Raw genomic sequence first — 18,735 nt, forward strand, 5'->3', positions numbered from 1 at the left:
TTCACGGGAAGGATTCGATTCCGGATGGATGAAAAAGGGATACATCAGGAAGCGGAGCAGTTATCATGTTTAATCTCAATTCTGATTTTAAAAATGCGAAACATCTCCCTGATAAGGATCCGGCCCTGAAATTTTTTACCGTGATTGTAAATATATTGGTATTTTGTGCGGTACCCTGTAAAATGGAAGAAAGAAAGGAGTTGCAAATATGAAATATAAGAATACTTGGGATCTGGATGCCGTTATTCCGGGCGGCACAAAATCGCCGGAATTGCAGGAAAAACTGCGCGGGCTGAAAGAAGAAATCGGGCAATACAAAAGCCGACTCGACGGATGGGCATTTTCGAAAGACCCGTCTCCGGAGCCGTTTAAAGCCATCCTGAAAAAACAGGAAGAGATCGAAAAAGGGCTCAGCCAGTCTGCGACATTTGTGCAAATGTGGCATGATGCCTATATGGATGATGACTATGCAAATGTCGTGATGGGCCAAATCATGGATTTGTACAGCGAGATGCAAAAGCTCGGGACCACTTTTCAGAAAAAACTGGTGGCCATTTCGGACGAAGACTGGAAAAAGTTTTTACAGGACAAGGAATTGAGCGAAGTCTCCTTTGCCCTCAATGAAACGCGCGATGAAGGAAAACGGCTCTTGTCGGAAGAAGAGGAAAAGCTGATTGCCGATCTCAACCAGGACGGGCTGGCCGGCTGGAGCAGATTGTATGACACAGCTGTTTCCGTTATGACAATCCCGTTTACGGACAAAGAAGGCAAGACGGTATCCTTATCCGTCGGCCAGGCGATGAACCGGATGTATGCCGACCCGGATCCGGAAGTGCGCAAACAGCTGTTCGAAAACTGGGAAGCGGCATGGGAAAAATATGCGCCGGTTTTTGCCGATACGCTCAACCACCTGGACGGGTACCGGATTACGCTGCAAAAAGCCCATGGCAGGAAGTCTTTTCTCGAAGAGCCGCTTGAATACAACCGGATGTCTGAAGACACGCTTCATGCGATGTGGAAAGCCGTTTCTGAAAACAAGCAGCCGTTTGTCGACTTTCTCAACCAAAAAGCAAAAATTTTCGGGATGGAAAAACTCGGCTGGCAGGATGTTGATGCGCCGGTTGCACTCGGCGATATGAAACCGGCCCGATTTACATATGATGAAGCGTGCGATTTTGTCATCCAACATTTTGCTTCTTTCGGGCCGAAACTGTCTGCATTTGCGAAACACGCCCTTGAAAACCGCTGGGTAGAGGCGGAAGACCGGCCGAATAAACGCCCGGGCGGCTATTGTACCAGTCTGCCGGAGTTTGAAGAGTCGCGGATTTTTATGACATTTACCGGCTCCACAAATGATGCAAGCACGTTGGCGCACGAACTTGGCCACGCCTTCCACAGCCATGTCATGCGCGATTTGCCGCGTTTGAACCGCGAATACGCGATGAACGTGGCCGAAACGGCGAGCACCTTTGCAGAAACGATCATCGGCAATGCGACTGTCGCCAATGCAAAGTCAAAGGAAGAAAAAGTTTCTTTATTAAATGCAAAGCTTGAAAATGCAACGGCTATGTTTTTAAACATCCATGCCCGCTTCCTGTTTGAAAAAAGTTTTTACGAAGAGCGTTCAAAAGGCATTGTGTCCGAACAAAGGCTCAATGAACTGATGGAAAAGGCGCAAAAAGAAGCGTATGCCGGCAGCTTGTCCGGCTACCACCCGCATTTCTGGTGCAGCAAGCTCCACTTCTTTATTGACGATGTGCCGTTCTACAACTTTCCGTACACATTCGGTTATTTATTCAGCCTTGGCATTTACGCCGAATTTTTGAAGAATCCAGATGGCTTTGAAGACAAATATATTGCCCTTTTGCGCGATACCGGCCGGATGAAGGTGGAAGATCTTGCTAAAAAACATCTTGGCGTTGATCTGACAAAACCGGACTTCTGGGCAGCCGGCATTAACCTTATGGCAGAAGATGCCCGCGAATTTATCCGGCTTTCGGACGAATTGCTCGGCAAGTAAAGGCGCACGCCAAAAAAGCCGCACAGTTGGCAAAACTGTGCGGCTTTTCAATACGGGGCATGATGAATGTATTCAAAAATGCGGAGAGGATTTTTAAATATACAAATGAAAAGCGGAAGAACACAAAAATATTTTTGCTGCCGCCGCACGGGAATTGACGTGTGCCAAAAAGATATCGGCTATTTCAGTAAAACCGGGAGACATGATACAGAAATCAACCGGATTCTCAGCACCATTATAAAATAAAAAGCATCCGTCTGCGGCCGGGGAAAAAACATGTTTTTTCTAAAATCAGATGGGTACGATAAAAAAGAGGGAGGTGTTAACCATGGCTGTAATAATCGGTGTAGAAGAGGCTTTGACAAATGTCCAGGAAGCGCTGCGCGATAAAGGATATGAAGTGAAAACCATTAAGAACGAACAAGATGTACAAGGTTGTGACTGCTGTGTTGTAACCGGCAGCGAGATGAACGCAATGGGGATCAATGACACGATGACAAAGGCGCCTGTCATTGATGCAAAAGGCATGTCTGCTGAAGATATTGTAAAAGAAGTGGCGAGCAGAATGTAAAAGGCCGGGATACCCCCGGCCTTTTACATTTGCAAAAAGCGCCCATTTCCCGGCACTTTTTATTTTTTATTGTTTTGCGATCCGCCCGTCACATTGTTGACTGCATTTGAAGTTGCATCCACAGCGTTCATCGCCACATCTTCTGTCGTTTCCAGCCCTTTATGGACAGCATGAAAAGCGGCACCTGCCGTATTTTTTACATCTTCCGCAATATTATTTTTGTTTTGCTGGCTGTTGTTCTTTTGGTTGTTATTCTTCTGGTTTCCCACAAAATCACCTCCTCGTACAGCCAATAGCATATGTATCCGGGAAAGTTTTATACGGCCGCCTGCCCAAATGATGGTTCTGCAACGGAACTGGAGAAACATAACGGGACGAAAAAAGCGCCAAGAACATAGCTGCTATTTGACATTTTGTATGATCCAAGAAGAGGCAAGAAGCGTGCAGGGCCTTCCCCCATTTTCCATGAAACGCCTTTTCATTCGTTGACGAAATATTTCATGTCTTGGTAAAATAGTAAAAGATAACGCTTACAAAATACATCACGCAGATGGGGAGGAACTCGAGTGAAGACGGTCACAGAAGGGGCATTATTATGGCAGCCGTCAAGGGAGCGGATTGAAAAAGCAGGGGTTACCCGTTACCGTAAATGGTTGGAAAAAGAATACGGTTTAACATTTCAGCACCACCAGGATCTTTGGAAATGGTCCGTGGATCAGCTGGAACCGTTTTGGAAAAGCATTTGGGAATACTGTGGTGTCATATCCCATACGCCGTATGAACAAGTCTTGAAATCGAGGACAATGCCTGGCGCCGAATGGTTCACCGGGTCTACGCTCAACTACGCCGAGCACGTTTTCCGAAACAGCAGAAAGCATAAGCCTGCGCTCATTTTCCAATCGGAAACCGTCCGCCAAAGGGAAGTCAGCTGGCAGGAACTGAAGGAAAAAACAGCAAAGACGGCGCAGTACCTGAAAAAACTTGGCGTCCAAAAAGGAGACCGGGTGGTGGCATATATGCCAAGTATGCCGGAAACGGTGATCGCTTTCCTAGCATGTGCCTCCATTGGCGCGGTCTGGTCATCGTGTTCCCCGGACTTTGGCAATGAGAGCGTCATTGAGCGGTTTAAACAAATCGAACCGGCTGTTTTATTCGCGGTTGATGGCTATTCCTATAACGGAAAAATTTTTGACAAACGAAAAAACATCACGGAACTTCAGGCGGCCCTTCCAACGTTAAAGAAAACAATCGTGGTGCCTTATATGGATTTTGGCGAGATAAAACCGGACAGCAGCACGATCTCCTTTAAGGAAGTGCTGAAAGAAGAAGCTGAACTCGCGTTTGAACCTGTACCGTTGGATCACCCGCTGTGGATTTTATTTTCATCCGGCACAACCGGCCTGCCGAAACCGATCGTCCAGGGACAGGGTGGCATCCTTTTGGAACACTTGAAAATTTTAAAAGTCGAACAAGGGGTGGAGCCGGATGATGTGTATTTTTGGTTCACCACAACCGGCTGGATGATGTGGAATCTTGTAATTGGCAACTTGCTGGCCGGGGCTACGGTTGTCCTGTACGATGGCAGCCCGGCATACCCGACTATGGATGCATTATGGGACTTGGCGGAAAAAACCGGCATGACCCACTTCGGTACAAGTGCTGGGTACATTAGTGTGTGCATGAAATCCGGCATCAAGCCAAAGGAAAAACACGATTTATCCCATCTCAAGGCAATTTTGTCAACGGGATCCCCGCTTACGGCGGAAGGTTTCATTTGGTGTTATGAAAATGTCAAAGAGGATTTATGGGTCGTTTCGACAAGCGGGGGGACGGACCTTTGCACCGCATTTGTCGGCGGCTCGCCTGTTTTGCCGGTTCATGCCGGCGAAATTCAGACGCGCGGGCTGGGTGCAAATATTCAGGCATTTGACGAGGAAGGCAAACCGGTTGTGAATGAAGTCGGGGAACTGGTAATTTGCGATCCGATGCCGTCAATGCCGCTGTATTTTTGGGGGGATGAAGGCAACAAACGTTACTTTGAAAGTTATTTTGATGTCTATCCTGGGGTATGGCGGCACGGGGACTGGATCAAGATTGATGAAAAAGGCAGCTGTGTCATTTACGGCCGCTCCGATTCCACAATTAACCGCCAAGGCGTTCGCATGGGCACGAGCGAAATTTACCGGGCGGTCGAAGGCATTGATGAAATTATCGAGAGCCTTGTCATCGACCTTGAACATCTCGGCAGGCAATCGTTCATGCCGCTATTTGTCGTCCTGAAGCAGGGCCGGCATTTGGATGATACGTTAAAAAACCGCATCAAAACCGAAATCCGGGCGAAAGTTTCGCCACGCTTTGTCCCGGATGAAATTTATGAAGTTGAACAAATCCCAAAAACATTGAGCGGAAAGAAACTGGAAGTCCCGATCCGTAAAATTTTGCTCGGCTTCCCGGTCGATAAAGTGGTGAACAGGGGTTCAATGGCCAATCCGGAAGCACTTGACTTCTTTATTGAACTCGCCCAAACGCTAAACGATCAGAAAACTGAAACAAAGTAAAAACCAGGATGCCTGCTTCATCAGGCATCCTGGTTTTTTTGGCGCATCTTCTCCTTATCCCGTTACACAATATGCTGAAGCACGATGCCACCATAGAGAAATGCCGCGCAAATCACAAGGGCGGGGTGGATCTTCCGGATATGCATGGCCCAGAAAGCGACGACGGCGATGCCAAGCGACTGCCAGATGCCGATCTGGCCGAAGGAACTTTTTGCCATCTGCCATGTCAGCACAACCATCATGATGGTAATGACCGGCTGCACAAGCAGAGACATCCCTTTCACAACCGGAGACTGGCGGTATTTGTGCAATACTTTCAGCAACACAATCAATGCAACGGCAGACGGCAATATCGTTCCGGCAAGAGCCGCTAACAGTCCTGTCCACCCGCCCGCTCCATAGCCGACGAATGCGGCAATTTTTGTCGCGATCGGGCCTGGGAGTGCATTGCCGAGTGCCAGCATATTGGAAAATTCGCTGTCGTTCAGCCATCCGTAATGCGTCACAATTTCATGGTACATCAATGGAATGGAGGAAGGCCCCCCGCCGTAGCCAAGGATATTTGCAATGAAAAAACCGAGCATCAATTGGAACCAGATCATCCCGCTTCATCCCTTTTCTTCTTTTTTTCATCTCTCCTCCATTTTGCAACGAGTCGAAAGTGGATGCTTCCGTACGCAAGAAAAATCAGAATGACAATAGCCGGATGGAGATGGATCGTTTCAAGCAGGAGAAAGGAAATAACAAACATCGCGATTCCGAAAACCTTCCCAAGGCCCTTGACCGTTTTTTCCCCGAAATCGTAAGCCATCTGGCCAAGCATAACGGCAACAACCGGCATGACCCCTGCGATCATTCCGGCCACAATCTTTGAATGGCTTAATACCGATACAAGCGACAGCAACGCAATCATGGCGATGCTGCTCGGAAGAATATGGAATAAAATGGCGAACACGGCGCCGGTTGTCTTTTTCAACTTGTAACCGAGGTAAGCGGCCATTTTTGTTGCAATCGGGCCGGGGAGCGCGTTTGCGATTGCCAATGTTTCCCCGAATTCGTCGTCATCCAGCCATTTGTACCTTGTCACCGCCTCATACCGGAAAAGCGGCATGACAGACGGGCCGCCGCCATAGCCGAGAATGCCGGTCCTAAGCATCGCCATGGCAAGCTGGGCATAAGCATTTTGCTGTTTTTCCATAGTGCAACCCCCTTACAGTTTCATTCCTATTCGGCTTTTATAACGTTTGAGTAAAATCTGGCAATCGACGCTCATAATGCCAGGCAACGGATATAACCGTTCTTTAAGAAACAGTTCCATTTCCTCGTTGTCTTTAAATAAGCCGTGCATATGAAGTTTGCTGGGGCCTGACATATGATAAAGGCTTGAAACCGCCGGATCTTTGGCCAATGTTTCGGCCACTTTCTGTAAATGTTTCGGTTCTACTTCAACATTAAAAAAAGCGGACTGGTGAAGGCCGATTTTTTCAGGGTTCACGACAGCGGTAAAACATTCAATCACACCATTTTCAACGAGGGAATGGACGCGTGATTGAACAGCCACACGGGAAAGTTTGATTTCTTTTGCCAAATCTGTAAACGAAACTCTGCCATTTCCGTTTAAAAGCTGAATGATTTGGCGGTCAATTTCATCCAGCTGAACGGCAGCACCATCATATTGCCTGGGCATAGACTCCTCTCCTTTATTTCAAAATGTAAGCAAATTCTAATCTGTAAGTATCTATATGTATTAATATACTGAAAAAGCGAACGAAATACAATCCATTTTGCAAAATGAATGACAGAACGTAAAAAAGTAGTTTTGAAATTTTTACAAATTTCCATTGGTTGCGATTACAAATAAGGCTTTGCTTTCTAAACGAAATAGAATGGGGTGCGTTCCCTTCTTTTTGAAGGAAAAAAGAAGGAACCATCGCACGAGCAGAAAAAGTGAAATATTGACAAAATTTTTCATGTTATGTTTAATAACATCATAAGAAATAAAAGGAAACATAATGAAATCTATGTAAGAAAACATTACAATACTAAAGAAAAAGGGGAGGCAGTTCATTTGAAAAAGAGGCATCCTGTTGTTTACGTTGTGTTATTTGCTTTAGGATGGGCTTTTATGTATGCGGATCGGAATATATTGTCGCCGGTGATGGGAGTTATTCAGGATGATTGGGGTTTATCTAAAAGTGAACTGGGTTTAATGTCAACCATATTTTTTCTGGCTTATGCTGCCATGCAGATCCCTGCAGGATTTTTAGCAGACCGTATCGGCAGGGTAAAAGTATTGGTTTCAGGCTATATTCTGTTTGGTGTCGGGACCATAATGAGCGGAATGGCACCGGGGCTGCTTGCTTTTCTAATGATTAGATTTGTCACCGGCCTGGGCGAAGGCACCTACTATGGGCCCCAGTACGCGATTTCATCCGTTGCCATTTCTCAAAAATACCGGGGAATCTCTTCGGCATTGATAAACAGTGGGATGGCTGTTGGGATATCGCTCGGATTTATTGCTTCCAGCTACTTTACATTTACACTAAAAAAAGATTGGCAGTTTTCCTTTTATATATTCGGTATTTTGACGGTGCTCGTCGCCGTCCTAATGGGGCTTTTGATTAAAGATCCTCATCACCGTTCCAGGATCAAATCAACGGGAACAAGTGTCACGGAACCCGGAAATGTAAGGGAACTGTTTAGCAAAAATCATCTCATCACGTATGTACTCATTTTCTGTTCATTATACGGATTTTTCAGCATGATGACCTGGCTTCCTTATTATTTGCAAACAGAACGGGGAGTTCCGGGATCACAGACAGGTGTGATCGCTTCTTTGGTTCCTTGGTCCTCGATTCCGGGTGCGCTGTTTTTCGGATACTTGTCGGACAAAATCAAAAACAAGAAAATAATGGTTTTCACACTGGCAGTCTTAGGGACGATTTGTCAATTTGTTGTTCCGTATTCCGACAGTTTTTCTTTCATGATTGCCGGATTGGTTGTTTACGGATTAATTGGAAAGCTGGCGCTTGATCCGGTTTTAATTTCTTTTATCGCAGATCATACTTCATCTGCTATGTACGCAAGGGTTTTTGGAATTTTTAATTTTGCAGGAATGTTATCCTCTATTTTCGCGCCATATATAACAGGCTATTTAGCTGAAGTCACAGGAAACATGGAAATTGGTTTCTATCTGTCAGGGATATTATTGCTATTTGGCGGCTTTCTTTTCTTATTTTCTGATGGACAACCTTTTAAAGCAGCGGTGAAAACGCAAAGACGAGCACAACGATATGAAGCCAAATTTGTTCCTGGGAGGGAAAATCCATGAAATTAAACGACCCGAAAATCGGTACAAAAACAATGATTGTCAGCCCCCACTACCTTGCCTCGGCCGCAGGTGCAAGAATCCTGGAAAAAGGAGGAAATGCCTTTGATGCAGCCGTCGCCGTTAGTGCATGTCTGGCTGTTGTTTATCCGCATATGACAGGGTTGGGCGGGGATTCCTTTTGGCTCACATGGCACCATTCCGATCGCGTGCTCCGGGCATATAATGGAAGCGGCCGATCAGGCTATTGTGTCACACGGGAAAATTATGCAAATGAGGACAAGATTCCTTTAAGAGGCGCCAGAAGTGCCATTACTGTTCCCGGAATGGCAGACAGTTGGGACGCCATTTTAAAAGAATACGGCAAGTTTACCTTCAAGGAAGTGCTGGAGCCGGCAATTGAATATGCATGGAACGGTTTTCCGCTGTCCCCTGACCAGTACAAAAATACAGTGATGGCCCATGACATTTTAATGAAAACAAAACGCACTTCCGACATCTATCTTCCCAATGGAAAGGTACCGCAAATCGGGCAGAAATTTGTTCAAAAAGAGTTGGGCCGCACGCTTATGAAAATAGCAGAAAAAGGGAGAGATGTTTTTTATAAAGGGCCGATTGCAAAAGAGATTGTTGCGGCAATAAAAGCGGACGGCGGCTACTTGCTAGTTGACGATTTCGCTGACCATTATGGAAACTGGACCGATCCGATTTTTACTCCATATCATGATTACCAAATTTATCAAGCTCCGCCAAATTCTCAAGGATTTTCAGCGTTAATGGCGCTCAATATATTGGAAAATTTTGATTTCACTATGATCGAACATGGATCTTATGAATATTACCATATTTTGATCGAAACCTTGAAAAAAGTATTTCAAGATCGGAATGAAGTTTTGACGGACCCGGGATTTTCCCCTGTTCCGCTGGAAAAATTACTCAGCAAAACATATGCAGCAAAGCTTGCAGAAGAAATCCATTGGGATCGTGCGATGGAATATAACGCGGAACCGTTAGGGAGGGATACAGCCTACGCAGCAGTAGTGGATGATGAAGGGAATGCGGTTTCTTTTATTCAAAGCCTCTATTTCGAATTCGGCTCTGCATTTGTAGCGGGTTCAACCGGTATTTTAATGCAAAACAGAGGGTCGTTTTTCTCTTTGGATGCAGGCCATGTGAATACTTTGGAACCACATAAGCGCACTTTCCATACATTAATGCCTGCGATGGCGTTTTTGGATGGGAAACCAAGCATTTTATATGGCACACAGGGAGGGGAAGGCCAGCCGCAGACCCAAACGGCCCTGATCACAAGAGTTGTTCACTATGGCATGAACCCTCAGCAGGCCGTATCTGCACCACGATGGGTTTGGGGGAGGACGTGGGGAGAACCAACGGAAGAATTAAAAGTTGAAGAAAGAGTGGGCAGTGAGGTATGCAATGCGCTTTCAAAAGCCGGGCATGTTGTCCGAAAAGTTTCTGCATATGATGGCGTAATGGGGCATGCCCATATGATCCAAATTAACGAACACGGCTTTAGAATCGGCGGAACAGACCCGCGCTGTGACGGGGCTGCCATTGGCTGGTAGTATATGGTTTCTGCCTTGACTACGATAGTCGGTGCCACAATAAAACAAGGAGAAGTGCTAAAATATGGAAGATAAATGGAATGCTTTTATTGACCCGGACGTGACTGTATGGCCAAAAAGAAATGGCTTATTGGATGGCTATACTTTTGCTGTTAAAGACGTTTTTGCTGTAAAAGGCCACAGAAATGCTGCCGGAAATCCCGATTGGTATGACTTCCACCCTGCAGCCGGGAAAAATGCCCCTGTCATTGAATGGCTCTTAAATGAAGGCGCACGGCTAACTGGAATGACACATACAGACGAATTAATGTACAGCCTGAATGGAGAAAATTTTCACTACGGGACACCCGTCAATCCTGTTCTGAAAGATCGTATTCCAGGAGGATCATCCAGCGGTTCCGCAGTCGCTGTAGCAGCCGGGTGTACAGATTTTGCGATTGGGACAGACACAGGCGGGTCTGTTCGGATTCCTTCCGCCTATTGTGGGATCTTTGGTTTCCGCCCCTCTCATGGGGTGATCAAAATGGAAGGCGTTATTCCGCTGGCGCCCTCGTTTGACACGATCGGCTGGATGTCCAAGGATCCCGGTATTTTATATAGGGTCGGGCAGGTGCTCTTTAAGCCTGAACAGGACATCCGTCCGCAATTTGATACCCTATTTTTTGCGGAGGATGCGTGGGAGCTTGCAGAGGAAGAGACGCGAAAGCTACTTGAAAGTAAATGGCACCACTTGCTAAAAAATCGTGTACAACATGTTGTCAGAACGGCCATTGCGGATCAGACGTTAAAGTCGTGGAGCCATGCTTTCCGCCTGCTGCAAGGAAGAGAAGTTTGGAAAACACATGGTGCTTGGATTGAAAAGGCCCGCCCAAAATTCGGCCCGGATATTACCGAAAGATTCAAATGGGCGTCTACGATCACGGAAGACAGCCATTGGGAAAATGCAAATCAACTTCGACTGAATATCCGAGATAAACTAAGGGGATTACTGGGTTCTTCAGGACTTCTTGTACTGCCGACAACCCCCGGCCCGGCGCCCGCAACCGGGAGATCCATGGAAGAGATAGAAAAAACGCGGGAACATACAATGCAGCTCAGCTGTATAGCGGGATTGGCCGGTCTGCCACAACTTACAATCCCTTTTCTCACTGCAACAGGAGAACCCATCGGCCTGTCGGTAGTTGCTGGATACAGACAAGATTTAAAACTTTTGGCTTGGGTAGAAGAGCTGATGTTATCAGCGGCCTGATTCTTGCAAAACGTGGATATTAGGCTGCAGCCGTTAAGGCCGGGGAAAGCAGTGTTCCCCGGCCAATTAATTTGAAATATAATCAACACTTGCATTCATGGAAATTTTATGACATTATAAGCATATTATAAATTTCGGTCTGCTAAACAAAAAATCTTTGGCCGAACGTTCATACAGGGATTCCTCGATAAAAAACAGAAAAAAACCAGGCACAAATAAGCTATTTTAATGGCAGTGGGTGCCAAAATCAACGTCATTTCCAGAAACCGCTTCCCCAGACAAAAAATGCCCACAGATGTGGGGGAGAAGCTGATTTTTAGTGTTATGTGCAGTTTTTTTTACATAAAATGATGGATATTGCATATCAAGGGTTTATCAATTGGATTAAAAATGGGGGCAATTGGTAAAGGTGAGATCACTTTTTTCCAAAAATCATTCGGTTTTTTTCTTATGGACGGGTCAGGGGATTTTCAGTATAGGATCGATCGTATACTCTATGGCACTTTCATGATACGTTATAAATGAAACAAAGTCACCATTTGTTATGGGAACTGTTTTGTTAGTTGGGTTATTACCGAGAATTGTATTTTCAATTATTTCCGGAGTGTTTGGAGACAGAATATCCAAAAAGAAATTCATTTTATCAATAGACCTGCTTAGATTTATCATAAGATTTGTTTGGGGAGTTTCTTTATTCTATCATGCTTTCAATATCGTAGAAGTTTATATTTATACTTTTGTTTTGTCTCTAATTGATGCGGTATTCAATCCTATTTATAACGCCATCCTGCCCGAGGTCGCGAATACTGATGATTTATCCCGACTGGTCTCGATTAACTAAATGGTATTTAAAATTGCTTCCATCTTAGCGCCAACGTTTGCTGGCATAGCCATCATAAAATTGCAATTCAACCAATTTATCATCCTGAATAGCATTACTTTTTTAATTGCGGCGCTGTTTACTTTGCCTATAAAATATGAGAACAAAAATCAAACGATACAAAAAAAGGCCAGCCCATTTGATCATTTGAAAAGCGGATTGAAATATTTTTGGGGAAATAAGATTATTTTTTGGTCGGTTGTTTTGATTTCTTTCGCAAATATTGCAGTAGGTAGTTATAACGTTAACCTCGTTAATATGATCCAAAATGACTTGAATTTAAGCGCAAATGTATACGGCGTAGTTCTTACTTTTTATTCAGTAGGATCTTTTTTAATCAATTTATTATTGAGCGTTTATAAAATAAAAAAGTTCCGAGGTTATATTTATTTAACGAGTTTGTGTGTAGCAGGGCTGCTTTATACAACCGTATTTTTTGTTAAAACCCTTTTGCTTTATATTATCTTCTTTTTAGTAGGGAGTTCGTTTACTATTACAAGTTATATATCAACATTGATTTTGTATGAACTCTCATTGGAAGAATATAGAAGCAGGGTACTCGGAATTGCAAGCATATCCACATTTTTATCACCTGTTGGATTTTTAGTGTGGAGAGTAGTGGGGGATGTTATGAAGTCTTCATCGGCAATAGGTTTAGCAGGCTGTATCATTATGCTGATTGCGCTTTTCGGTTTTACAACTTCCATAAAAGAATATTGAAAAATACGGCGGACAAAAGAGCGAGTGTGCTTTTTTAAGAGCGTGGCAGGAAGCAGGTTTTAAAATCCGCCCTCTATGTAAAGGAAGGCCTTCAATTTTGCATGTTTTCTTCACATAGAACTTGCAGAATAAGCAAAATGCCTAAATCTGCAAAATTACTGACAAATTGGGTACAAACTCAGAATCGGATCCGTTCAGCAAGCCTCAGGTATGAATAATATTTGGGCAACAACTCGCCTTTTCATTCACAATTTGAAAAAATAAGAAAACCCCAGAACCGTTGCGGCTCAGGGGTTCTAAGGATGATTCCGACTGGTCTCGAACCAGCGACCTCCACCCTGTCAAGGTGGCGCTCTCCCAGCTGAGCTACGGAATCATATTCATCTCTGTCGGACAATATTTAGTATATAAGGAACGGGGTGCCTTGTCAATCAGTTTTTTTAAAAAAAGAATAGAAATCCTATCTCGAAAAAATGGGATTCTCCTTCATGCCGCGCACGGTCATCCTTTTTTACGGGACATCGCCCTGTAGCTGGTCGGGGTGGTTTGGTAATACCTTTTGAACACTTTACTGAAATAACTGATCTCCCGAAAACCCAGGCTGTGCGCAATATAAGAAACCGGCAAGTCATCGTTGGCAAGCATGTCTTTTGCCAGATTCATTTTTTGACGGTTGACAAAAGAAACAAAAGTTTCGCCGGTTTCCTTTTTGAAAAGTTTGCTGAAATAATATGGACTTAAATACACATGGCCGGCGGCTTCTTCCAAAGTGACAGGCTGGTGAATGTGTTTCTGAATATATTTAAGGGCTTGTTTTATTTCTTTTTTGGAGCTGGCATGTTTTTTCACTTGAGCGGTTGATTCCTTCGCCGGTTTTGCTTCTTCATTTAAAACGGAAGACAAATAGTATTCTGACAAAGTACCCAGCACTTCGGCAGAAGCAGATAATTTTTCTAAAGAAAAAACCGGAAGTTTGCTATAGGCGGCCGCAAAATCACGGTGGGAAGACAGATCAAGCGGTTCTTGCTGCAAAAAATCTTTCACTTGAGTTTCATCGTCTTCCAGGCGCACCTGACCGCCAATGATAAAACCATAAAGCGTGTTTTCCCGGCTTTTTACCGGTACCGCAAAATCCGCGAGGCCAGCATGGCACCTGTAAATGCAGGGTTGCCCGTTTTTCATTGTTTCAAAACCGCCGAATTTCGCACATGTTTGGCAGTGTTTCCGGAGATGCGGAACTTGCCGGATGATTTGACAGACAGGCGGGAATTGATCATCATCAGAAATTTCTTTTCCGTCAATATCCACATAAACCGCTGTGAGCCCGGTCGCAGAAGAAAACATTTCCATTACTTTTTCAATTTGTTGTTTGTTTTCCATTTCACAAAGCCCCCGTTTTCAAAAAGCAATCGTTAAAGCGATTACAAAATCTTGTTCAAAGCTGAACAAAAAAAATACAAATGAATCTTTTACCATGCAAAAAGGCGGGAAAGCGCAAACATTGATTTCTAACCTCATTATAAATGAAAGCGCAACAAAAAAATATCATTTTCTCTATTTTTAGCTGAATTTGACGCCGGAATAGGCAAATTTGTTACAAAGCGTTTCTTTATACTTGTATTATAAGGAAATGCATATAGTTATTTGTGAAAGAGATCACATAAATTGTTGCGGATAAGATTGTTATCTTTCGGAGGGATATAAAATGAAAAAAATAATGGCCATTAATGCAGGCAGTTCTTCATTAAAATTTAAAGTTTTCAATATGCCGGATGAAAGTATTTTAATTGGAGGCGTGTTTGAACGAATCGGATTCGATGCCCCTGAAGTTTCATATAAAATCAACGGTTTCCGCCAAAAAGAAAAACCGCCGATTCACGATCACCGTGACGCTGCGGATTATTTGATTGAAATTCTTTTAAAGAACCATATTGTCGATGATTTAAATGAAATTTCAGCTGTCGGACATCGGATCACACATGGGGGTTCAGACTTTTCGGATTCTGCCGTACTCGACCGTACAGTGATTCAAAAAATTGAAAATTTATGCGAATTGGCGCCTTTGCATAATCCGGCTGGGTTACTCGGAATCAGGGCTTTTATGAAAGGGCTTCCTAAAGCATGTGCTGTAGCCGTGTTCGATACCTCTTTCCATCAAACACTTGCACCTGAAACATATTTGTATCCGGTGCCTTTGAAATTATACAATCAATATCATATCCGGAAATACGGCTTCCATGGAACCAATCATCAGTATGTTGCCAATGAAGCAGCCCTGCTTCTTGAAAAACCATTGAAAGACTTGAAAATCATTTCCTGCCATTTAGGAAACGGTTCCAGCATTTGTGCAATTCAAGGCGGAAAATCTGTCAATACTTCAATGGGCTTTACCCCGCTGGCCGGATTGATGATGGGAACGCGTTCCGGCACGGTTGATCCTTCCATCATTCCATTTATCATGAAAAAAACAGGGCTGACCATTGATGAAATGATGGATATGTTCAATAAAGAGTCCGGCTTGCTCGGTATTTCCGGGATTTCGAATGATTTCCGTGACGTGGAGCTGGCAGCAAAAGCTCATAATGAGCAGGCGGAATTGGCAATCAAAATGTTTGTGAATCGTGTGACAGAATGTGTTGGCGGTTATGTTGCATTAATGGGCGGTGTGGATGCCATTGTGTTCACGGCAGGGATTGGGGAACATTCTGCCTCCGTCCGGCAAGCGGTTGTTTCCAATTTAGCCTATCTTGGGGCAAAATTGGATTTCAGGTCAAACGAAGAAAACGGGCCGTATATTCATACCCCTGATTCAAAAGTGTCTTTACTGGTCATTCCGGCAAACGAAGAATTGATGATTGCACGGGATACCTGGCGCTTAAGTGAAGGGCAAGCCGCGCGTTTGTCCGAAAAACAAACAGTGAGAGTCTGAAAAAGCGGCGATTTAAAAAAGGACGATTCGGTAAAACGATCGGCGCATCGTCCTTTTTTGCTGGAAAACAGAACGGGACTTGCCGGCTATCCCCAAACTTCCCCGGCAATCTTTACCACGTGTGATAGTTTTGCCCATTGTTCTTCCTCAGTAAGCAGATTGCCTTCTTCTGTGGAAGCGAAACCGCATTGCGGACTGAGGCAAAGCTGTTCAAGCGGGACATACTTGGAGGCTTCGTCAATTCTGCGCTTCACATCGTCCGCATTTTCGAGCTCGCCGAATTTGGAAGTGACAAGGCCGAGCACAATTTGCAGGTCTTTCCTTTGTACATGGCGCAAGGGTTCGAATCCGCCGGCGCGGTCACTGTCATATTCTAGGAAAAATCCGTCAATATTGAGGCCATTAAATAGCGTTTCGGCGACCGGTTCATAGCCGCCAGAAGCAATCCATGTCGAGCGGAAATTACCCCGGCAAATGTGCATCGTAACTGTCAAATCTTCGGGTCGTCCGCTGACTGCTTCATTGATGGTGCGTGCATAAAGTTTTTCCAGATGGTCCGGATTCAGCCCGCGGGCTTTCAGCTGTTCCTTCTGTTCATCGGAGCAAAGGTATGCCCATGCTGTATCATCGAGCTGCAAATAGCGGCAGCCGGCATCGTAAAAAGCGGCAATCGCTTTTTTATAAGCTTTTCCAAGATCGTGGAAAAACAAATCTTCATCCGCCTGGTAACGCCCGTATGCAATCTTGCCGCGGAAATGCAGCATGCTTGGGCTTGGAATGGTCATTTTAGGCGTGTGGTCCCCGGCAATGCTATGTAAAAATTTATAATCATCAATCATCGGATGGCCGGAAAAATCCAGATCTCCGATTATCCGGATGGAATGCGATTTAGTCTGCTTTTCTTTAAACTGGATGCCGCCCCCGGATTCGTATCCTTGCACACCAGTAAGATTTTCGAGAAAATCAAAATGCCAGTAAGCCCGTCGGAATTCTCCGTCCGTTACAGACTGCAGGCCGATTTCTTTCTGCTTTTCCACAATCCTTTTGATTTCCTCATTTTCTAATTCACGCAGCGCCTCTTTTGGGATTTCGCCTGATTCTTGCCGGCGGCGGGCTTGTTTCAACTTTTCCGGCCTGAGCATACTCCCGACATGATCGGCGCGGAATGGGGGTGTTGTCTTTTTAGCCAATTGCATCTTCTCCTTTTCTTGTAAATATTTAGAATGATAGCAAAAAAAGGAAGAAAAGTAAACCGCTTTTTGGCAAATGAATGTGTCAAGTGATGGACTGCAAGCAAAAGATCAAAAACAAAAACGGGTTACCCGTCACTGAATGTTCCTTTGCAAGGGATGAAAAGGAGAAAAACGGGCCAGGAGCCGACCAAAATGTCTTTTTACACCGGCTCAAAAAGACAAAACCGTCGCAGCTTTCCACTGAACTGTCTTTTACAACAGCTCAAAAAGACAAAAGCGTCGCAGCTTTCCACTGAACTGTCTTTTACAACGGTTCAAAAAGACAAAAGCATTCCAGCTTTCTACCGAACTGTCTTTTACACCGGCCCAAAAAGACAAAAGCGTCCCAGCTTTCCAGCAAACTGTCCTTTACACCTGCCCAAAAAGACAAAAGCGTCCCAGCTTTCCAGCGAACTGTCCTTTACAACAGCTCAAAAAGACAAAATCGTCCCAGTTTTCCCCCGAACTGTCCTTTACAATAGCTCAAAAAGACAAAACCGTCGCAGCTTTCCACTGAACTGTCTTTTACACCGGCTCAAAAAGACAAAAGCGTCCCAGCTTTCCAGCGAACTGTCTTTTACAACGGCCCAAAAAGACAAAAGCATTCCAGCTTTCCAGCGAACTGTCCTTTACACCGGCCCAAAAAGACAAAAGCGTTAGCCCCGTCCAATAGCCTCATCACGAAAATAGGAAAAAAGAACGACAAAATGTAATATTTGTAATATAAATTCCAGAAAATGTATTTTTATAGGCTAATATTCCCATATTTCCACCTCTAATATAGATAAAAAGGTGGATGATTTACTTAAAATTAAATACAAAAGTACGACAAAAGTCCCAATTAATAATTCGGAAAAAATATAAAACAATTTGACTAATGCACAGAAAATGGGGTGATTAGTATATAGAGCAACTTTGTGTTTGCATGATGTTTAAATGATTAAAGGAAATGATGGTGGCAGGACAAATTCGAATGACGCCTGAAGAACTCAAGGCAAAGGCACAGCGCTACGGCAATGCCGGGCAGCAAATTGAACAATTGTTGAGGGACCTTACCAATCTGCAAAATGAATTACGTGGGGAATGGGAGGGCCGTGCGTTCCAGGGCTTCGATGACCAGTTCAACCAGCTGAAGCCGAAAGTACAAAATTTTGCCCAGCTCATGCATGACATTAATACGCAGCTGAACAAAACGGCGGATGCAGTTGCGCAGCATGATGAAGAATTGTCCCGGAACTTCGGGCTTCAATAACACATCTGCAGTCTTTTTCCACAAAGAGCCACGCGACAGCCGTTGTGTGGCTTTTTCTCTATTGAAAATGCAAGACGGAAGCTATCTATCTCTGAAAGATGCGCTTGTTCATTTTTATTCCTTTGATGGTGCTGCATTCATGCCGGCATGGGCAATGAACCTGAAATATGCACCTATTATAAATGAACTTAAGCTCAGCTGGGAGAGCGCCACCTTGGGGGGGGAGGTTGCTGGTTCGAGACCAGTGGGAATCATCCTTGAAACCCTTAGTTTTTACATTGAGACAAGGTCATCCATTTGTATGATGATTCCTTTTTGCAGCCGGCAACAAAGTAGCGATGGTTCATTCATTTTATAGTTTTGAAAGAAAAATTCAGCATAAAACGTGTATTGAACGAATGAAACTACGT

18 protein-coding genes and 1 tRNA gene are annotated in these 18,735 nt (G+C 44.4%); 12 read left to right on the forward strand and 7 right to left on the reverse strand.

The window, feature by feature from the left end; genetic code table 11:
• The first annotated feature begins 208 nt into the window (after positions 1-208).
• Together P9687_RS10260 and P9687_RS10265 are read left to right on the forward strand one after the other, a co-directional pair.
• On the forward strand, positions 209-2,020 hold the full coding sequence (locus P9687_RS10260) for a M3 family oligoendopeptidase (protein WP_035182012.1): 1,812 nt from the start codon (positions 209-211) through the stop codon (positions 2,018-2,020).
• 328 nt (positions 2,021-2,348) lie between these two features.
• Entirely contained in the window at positions 2,349-2,591 is a 243-nt protein-coding gene (locus tag P9687_RS10265; protein WP_014095682.1) for a YkuS family protein, read from the forward strand.
• Positions 2,592-2,650: 59 nt separating this feature from the next.
• Here the strand turns inward: P9687_RS10265 and P9687_RS10270 are convergent, their stop codons facing one another.
• Positions 2,651-2,860, reverse strand: a complete 210-nt coding sequence (locus P9687_RS10270) for a hypothetical protein (RefSeq protein ID WP_019721868.1) — start codon at positions 2,858-2,860, stop codon at positions 2,651-2,653.
• 297 nt (positions 2,861-3,157) lie between these two features.
• Between P9687_RS10270 and P9687_RS10275 the strand changes: the two genes are divergently transcribed.
• Positions 3,158-5,149 carry an acetoacetate--CoA ligase gene (locus P9687_RS10275; protein WP_168985952.1) on the forward strand — a complete coding sequence of 664 codons (1,992 nt, stop codon included), beginning with the start codon at positions 3,158-3,160 and terminating at the stop codon, positions 5,147-5,149.
• A gap of 62 nt (positions 5,150-5,211) precedes the next feature.
• Here P9687_RS10275 and P9687_RS10280 read toward each other — a convergent pair whose 3' ends face one another.
• From P9687_RS10280 to P9687_RS10290, 3 genes are read right to left on the reverse strand one after another with little or no spacing between them, the layout of a single operon-like run.
• Positions 5,212-5,751, reverse strand: coding sequence for a chromate transporter (locus P9687_RS10280; RefSeq protein ID WP_014095679.1), 540 nt, complete (start codon positions 5,749-5,751; stop codon positions 5,212-5,214).
• Positions 5,748-6,347 carry a chromate transporter gene (locus P9687_RS10285; RefSeq protein WP_014095678.1) on the reverse strand — a complete coding sequence of 200 codons (600 nt, stop codon included), beginning with the start codon at positions 6,345-6,347 and terminating at the stop codon, positions 5,748-5,750. Before P9687_RS10285 ends, P9687_RS10280 begins: the two co-directional genes overlap by 4 nt.
• A gap of 12 nt (positions 6,348-6,359) precedes the next feature.
• A complete protein-coding gene (locus tag P9687_RS10290) occupies positions 6,360-6,836 on the reverse strand; it encodes an Lrp/AsnC family transcriptional regulator (RefSeq protein ID WP_046721742.1) in 477 nt (158 codons plus the stop codon).
• 381 nt (positions 6,837-7,217) lie between these two features.
• On the opposite strand from P9687_RS10290, the gene P9687_RS10295 reads away from it, so the two are divergent.
• From P9687_RS10295 to P9687_RS10310, 5 genes are all read left to right on the forward strand, one after another.
• Entirely contained in the window at positions 7,218-8,480 is a 1,263-nt protein-coding gene (locus P9687_RS10295) for an MFS transporter (protein ID WP_046721744.1), read from the forward strand.
• Positions 8,477-10,063, forward strand: a complete 1,587-nt coding sequence (gene ggt, locus P9687_RS10300) for a gamma-glutamyltransferase (RefSeq protein WP_168985953.1) — start codon at positions 8,477-8,479, stop codon at positions 10,061-10,063. The genes P9687_RS10295 and ggt overlap by 4 nt, the downstream gene beginning before the upstream one ends.
• Positions 10,064-10,127: 64 nt before the next feature.
• The gene (locus tag P9687_RS10305; RefSeq protein ID WP_061577182.1) at positions 10,128-11,312 is read left to right on the forward strand and encodes an amidase; all 1,185 of its coding nucleotides are present in this window, start codon (positions 10,128-10,130) and stop codon (positions 11,310-11,312) included.
• A gap of 544 nt (positions 11,313-11,856) precedes the next feature.
• Positions 11,857-12,153 carry an MFS transporter gene (locus tag P9687_RS17335; RefSeq protein WP_104851331.1) on the forward strand — a complete coding sequence of 99 codons (297 nt, stop codon included), beginning with the start codon at positions 11,857-11,859 and terminating at the stop codon, positions 12,151-12,153.
• Entirely contained in the window at positions 12,154-12,912 is a 759-nt protein-coding gene (locus P9687_RS10310) for an MFS transporter (protein ID WP_046721747.1), read from the forward strand.
• A gap of 303 nt (positions 12,913-13,215) precedes the next feature.
• Here P9687_RS10310 and P9687_RS10315 read toward each other — a convergent pair.
• Positions 13,216-13,288: transfer RNA gene (locus tag P9687_RS10315), tRNA-Val, on the reverse strand.
• Positions 13,289-13,413: 125 nt separating this feature from the next.
• Positions 13,414-14,292, reverse strand: coding sequence for a PocR ligand-binding domain-containing protein (locus tag P9687_RS10320; protein ID WP_061086654.1), 879 nt, complete (start codon positions 14,290-14,292; stop codon positions 13,414-13,416).
• 325 nt (positions 14,293-14,617) lie between these two features.
• Here P9687_RS10320 and P9687_RS10325 point away from each other — a divergent pair, with 325 nt between their 5' ends.
• Positions 14,618-15,841 (forward strand): acetate/propionate family kinase, encoded by a 1,224-nt coding sequence (locus tag P9687_RS10325; protein ID WP_168985955.1) that lies wholly within the window; start codon positions 14,618-14,620, stop codon positions 15,839-15,841.
• Positions 15,842-15,927: 86 nt separating this feature from the next.
• On the opposite strand, the gene P9687_RS10330 is transcribed toward P9687_RS10325, so the two are convergent.
• The gene (locus P9687_RS10330) at positions 15,928-17,037 is read right to left on the reverse strand and encodes a 5-methyltetrahydropteroyltriglutamate--homocysteine S-methyltransferase (RefSeq protein WP_168985956.1); all 1,110 of its coding nucleotides are present in this window, start codon (positions 17,035-17,037) and stop codon (positions 15,928-15,930) included.
• Positions 17,038-17,226: 189 nt separating this feature from the next.
• On the opposite strand from P9687_RS10330, the gene P9687_RS10335 reads away from it, so the two are divergent.
• The 3 genes from P9687_RS10335 (at position 17,227) to P9687_RS10345 (ending at position 18,683) form a co-directional block, all read left to right on the forward strand.
• A complete protein-coding gene (locus P9687_RS10335) occupies positions 17,227-17,733 on the forward strand; it encodes a hypothetical protein (protein ID WP_328228655.1) in 507 nt (168 codons plus the stop codon).
• Positions 17,734-18,028: 295 nt separating this feature from the next.
• Positions 18,029-18,325 (forward strand): WXG100 family type VII secretion target, encoded by a 297-nt coding sequence (locus P9687_RS10340; RefSeq protein ID WP_035181994.1) that lies wholly within the window; start codon positions 18,029-18,031, stop codon positions 18,323-18,325.
• Positions 18,288-18,683: a hypothetical protein gene (locus P9687_RS10345; protein ID WP_168985958.1), complete on the forward strand. Its 396-nt coding sequence runs from the start codon at positions 18,288-18,290 to the stop codon at positions 18,681-18,683. The genes P9687_RS10340 and P9687_RS10345 overlap by 38 nt, the downstream gene beginning before the upstream one ends.
• The last annotated feature ends 52 nt before the right edge of the window (positions 18,684-18,735 follow it).

Source organism: Weizmannia sp. CD-2023 (assembly GCF_036225245.1).
Classification (GTDB): Bacteria; Bacillota; Bacilli; order Bacillales; family Bacillaceae_C; genus Weizmannia; species Weizmannia faecalis.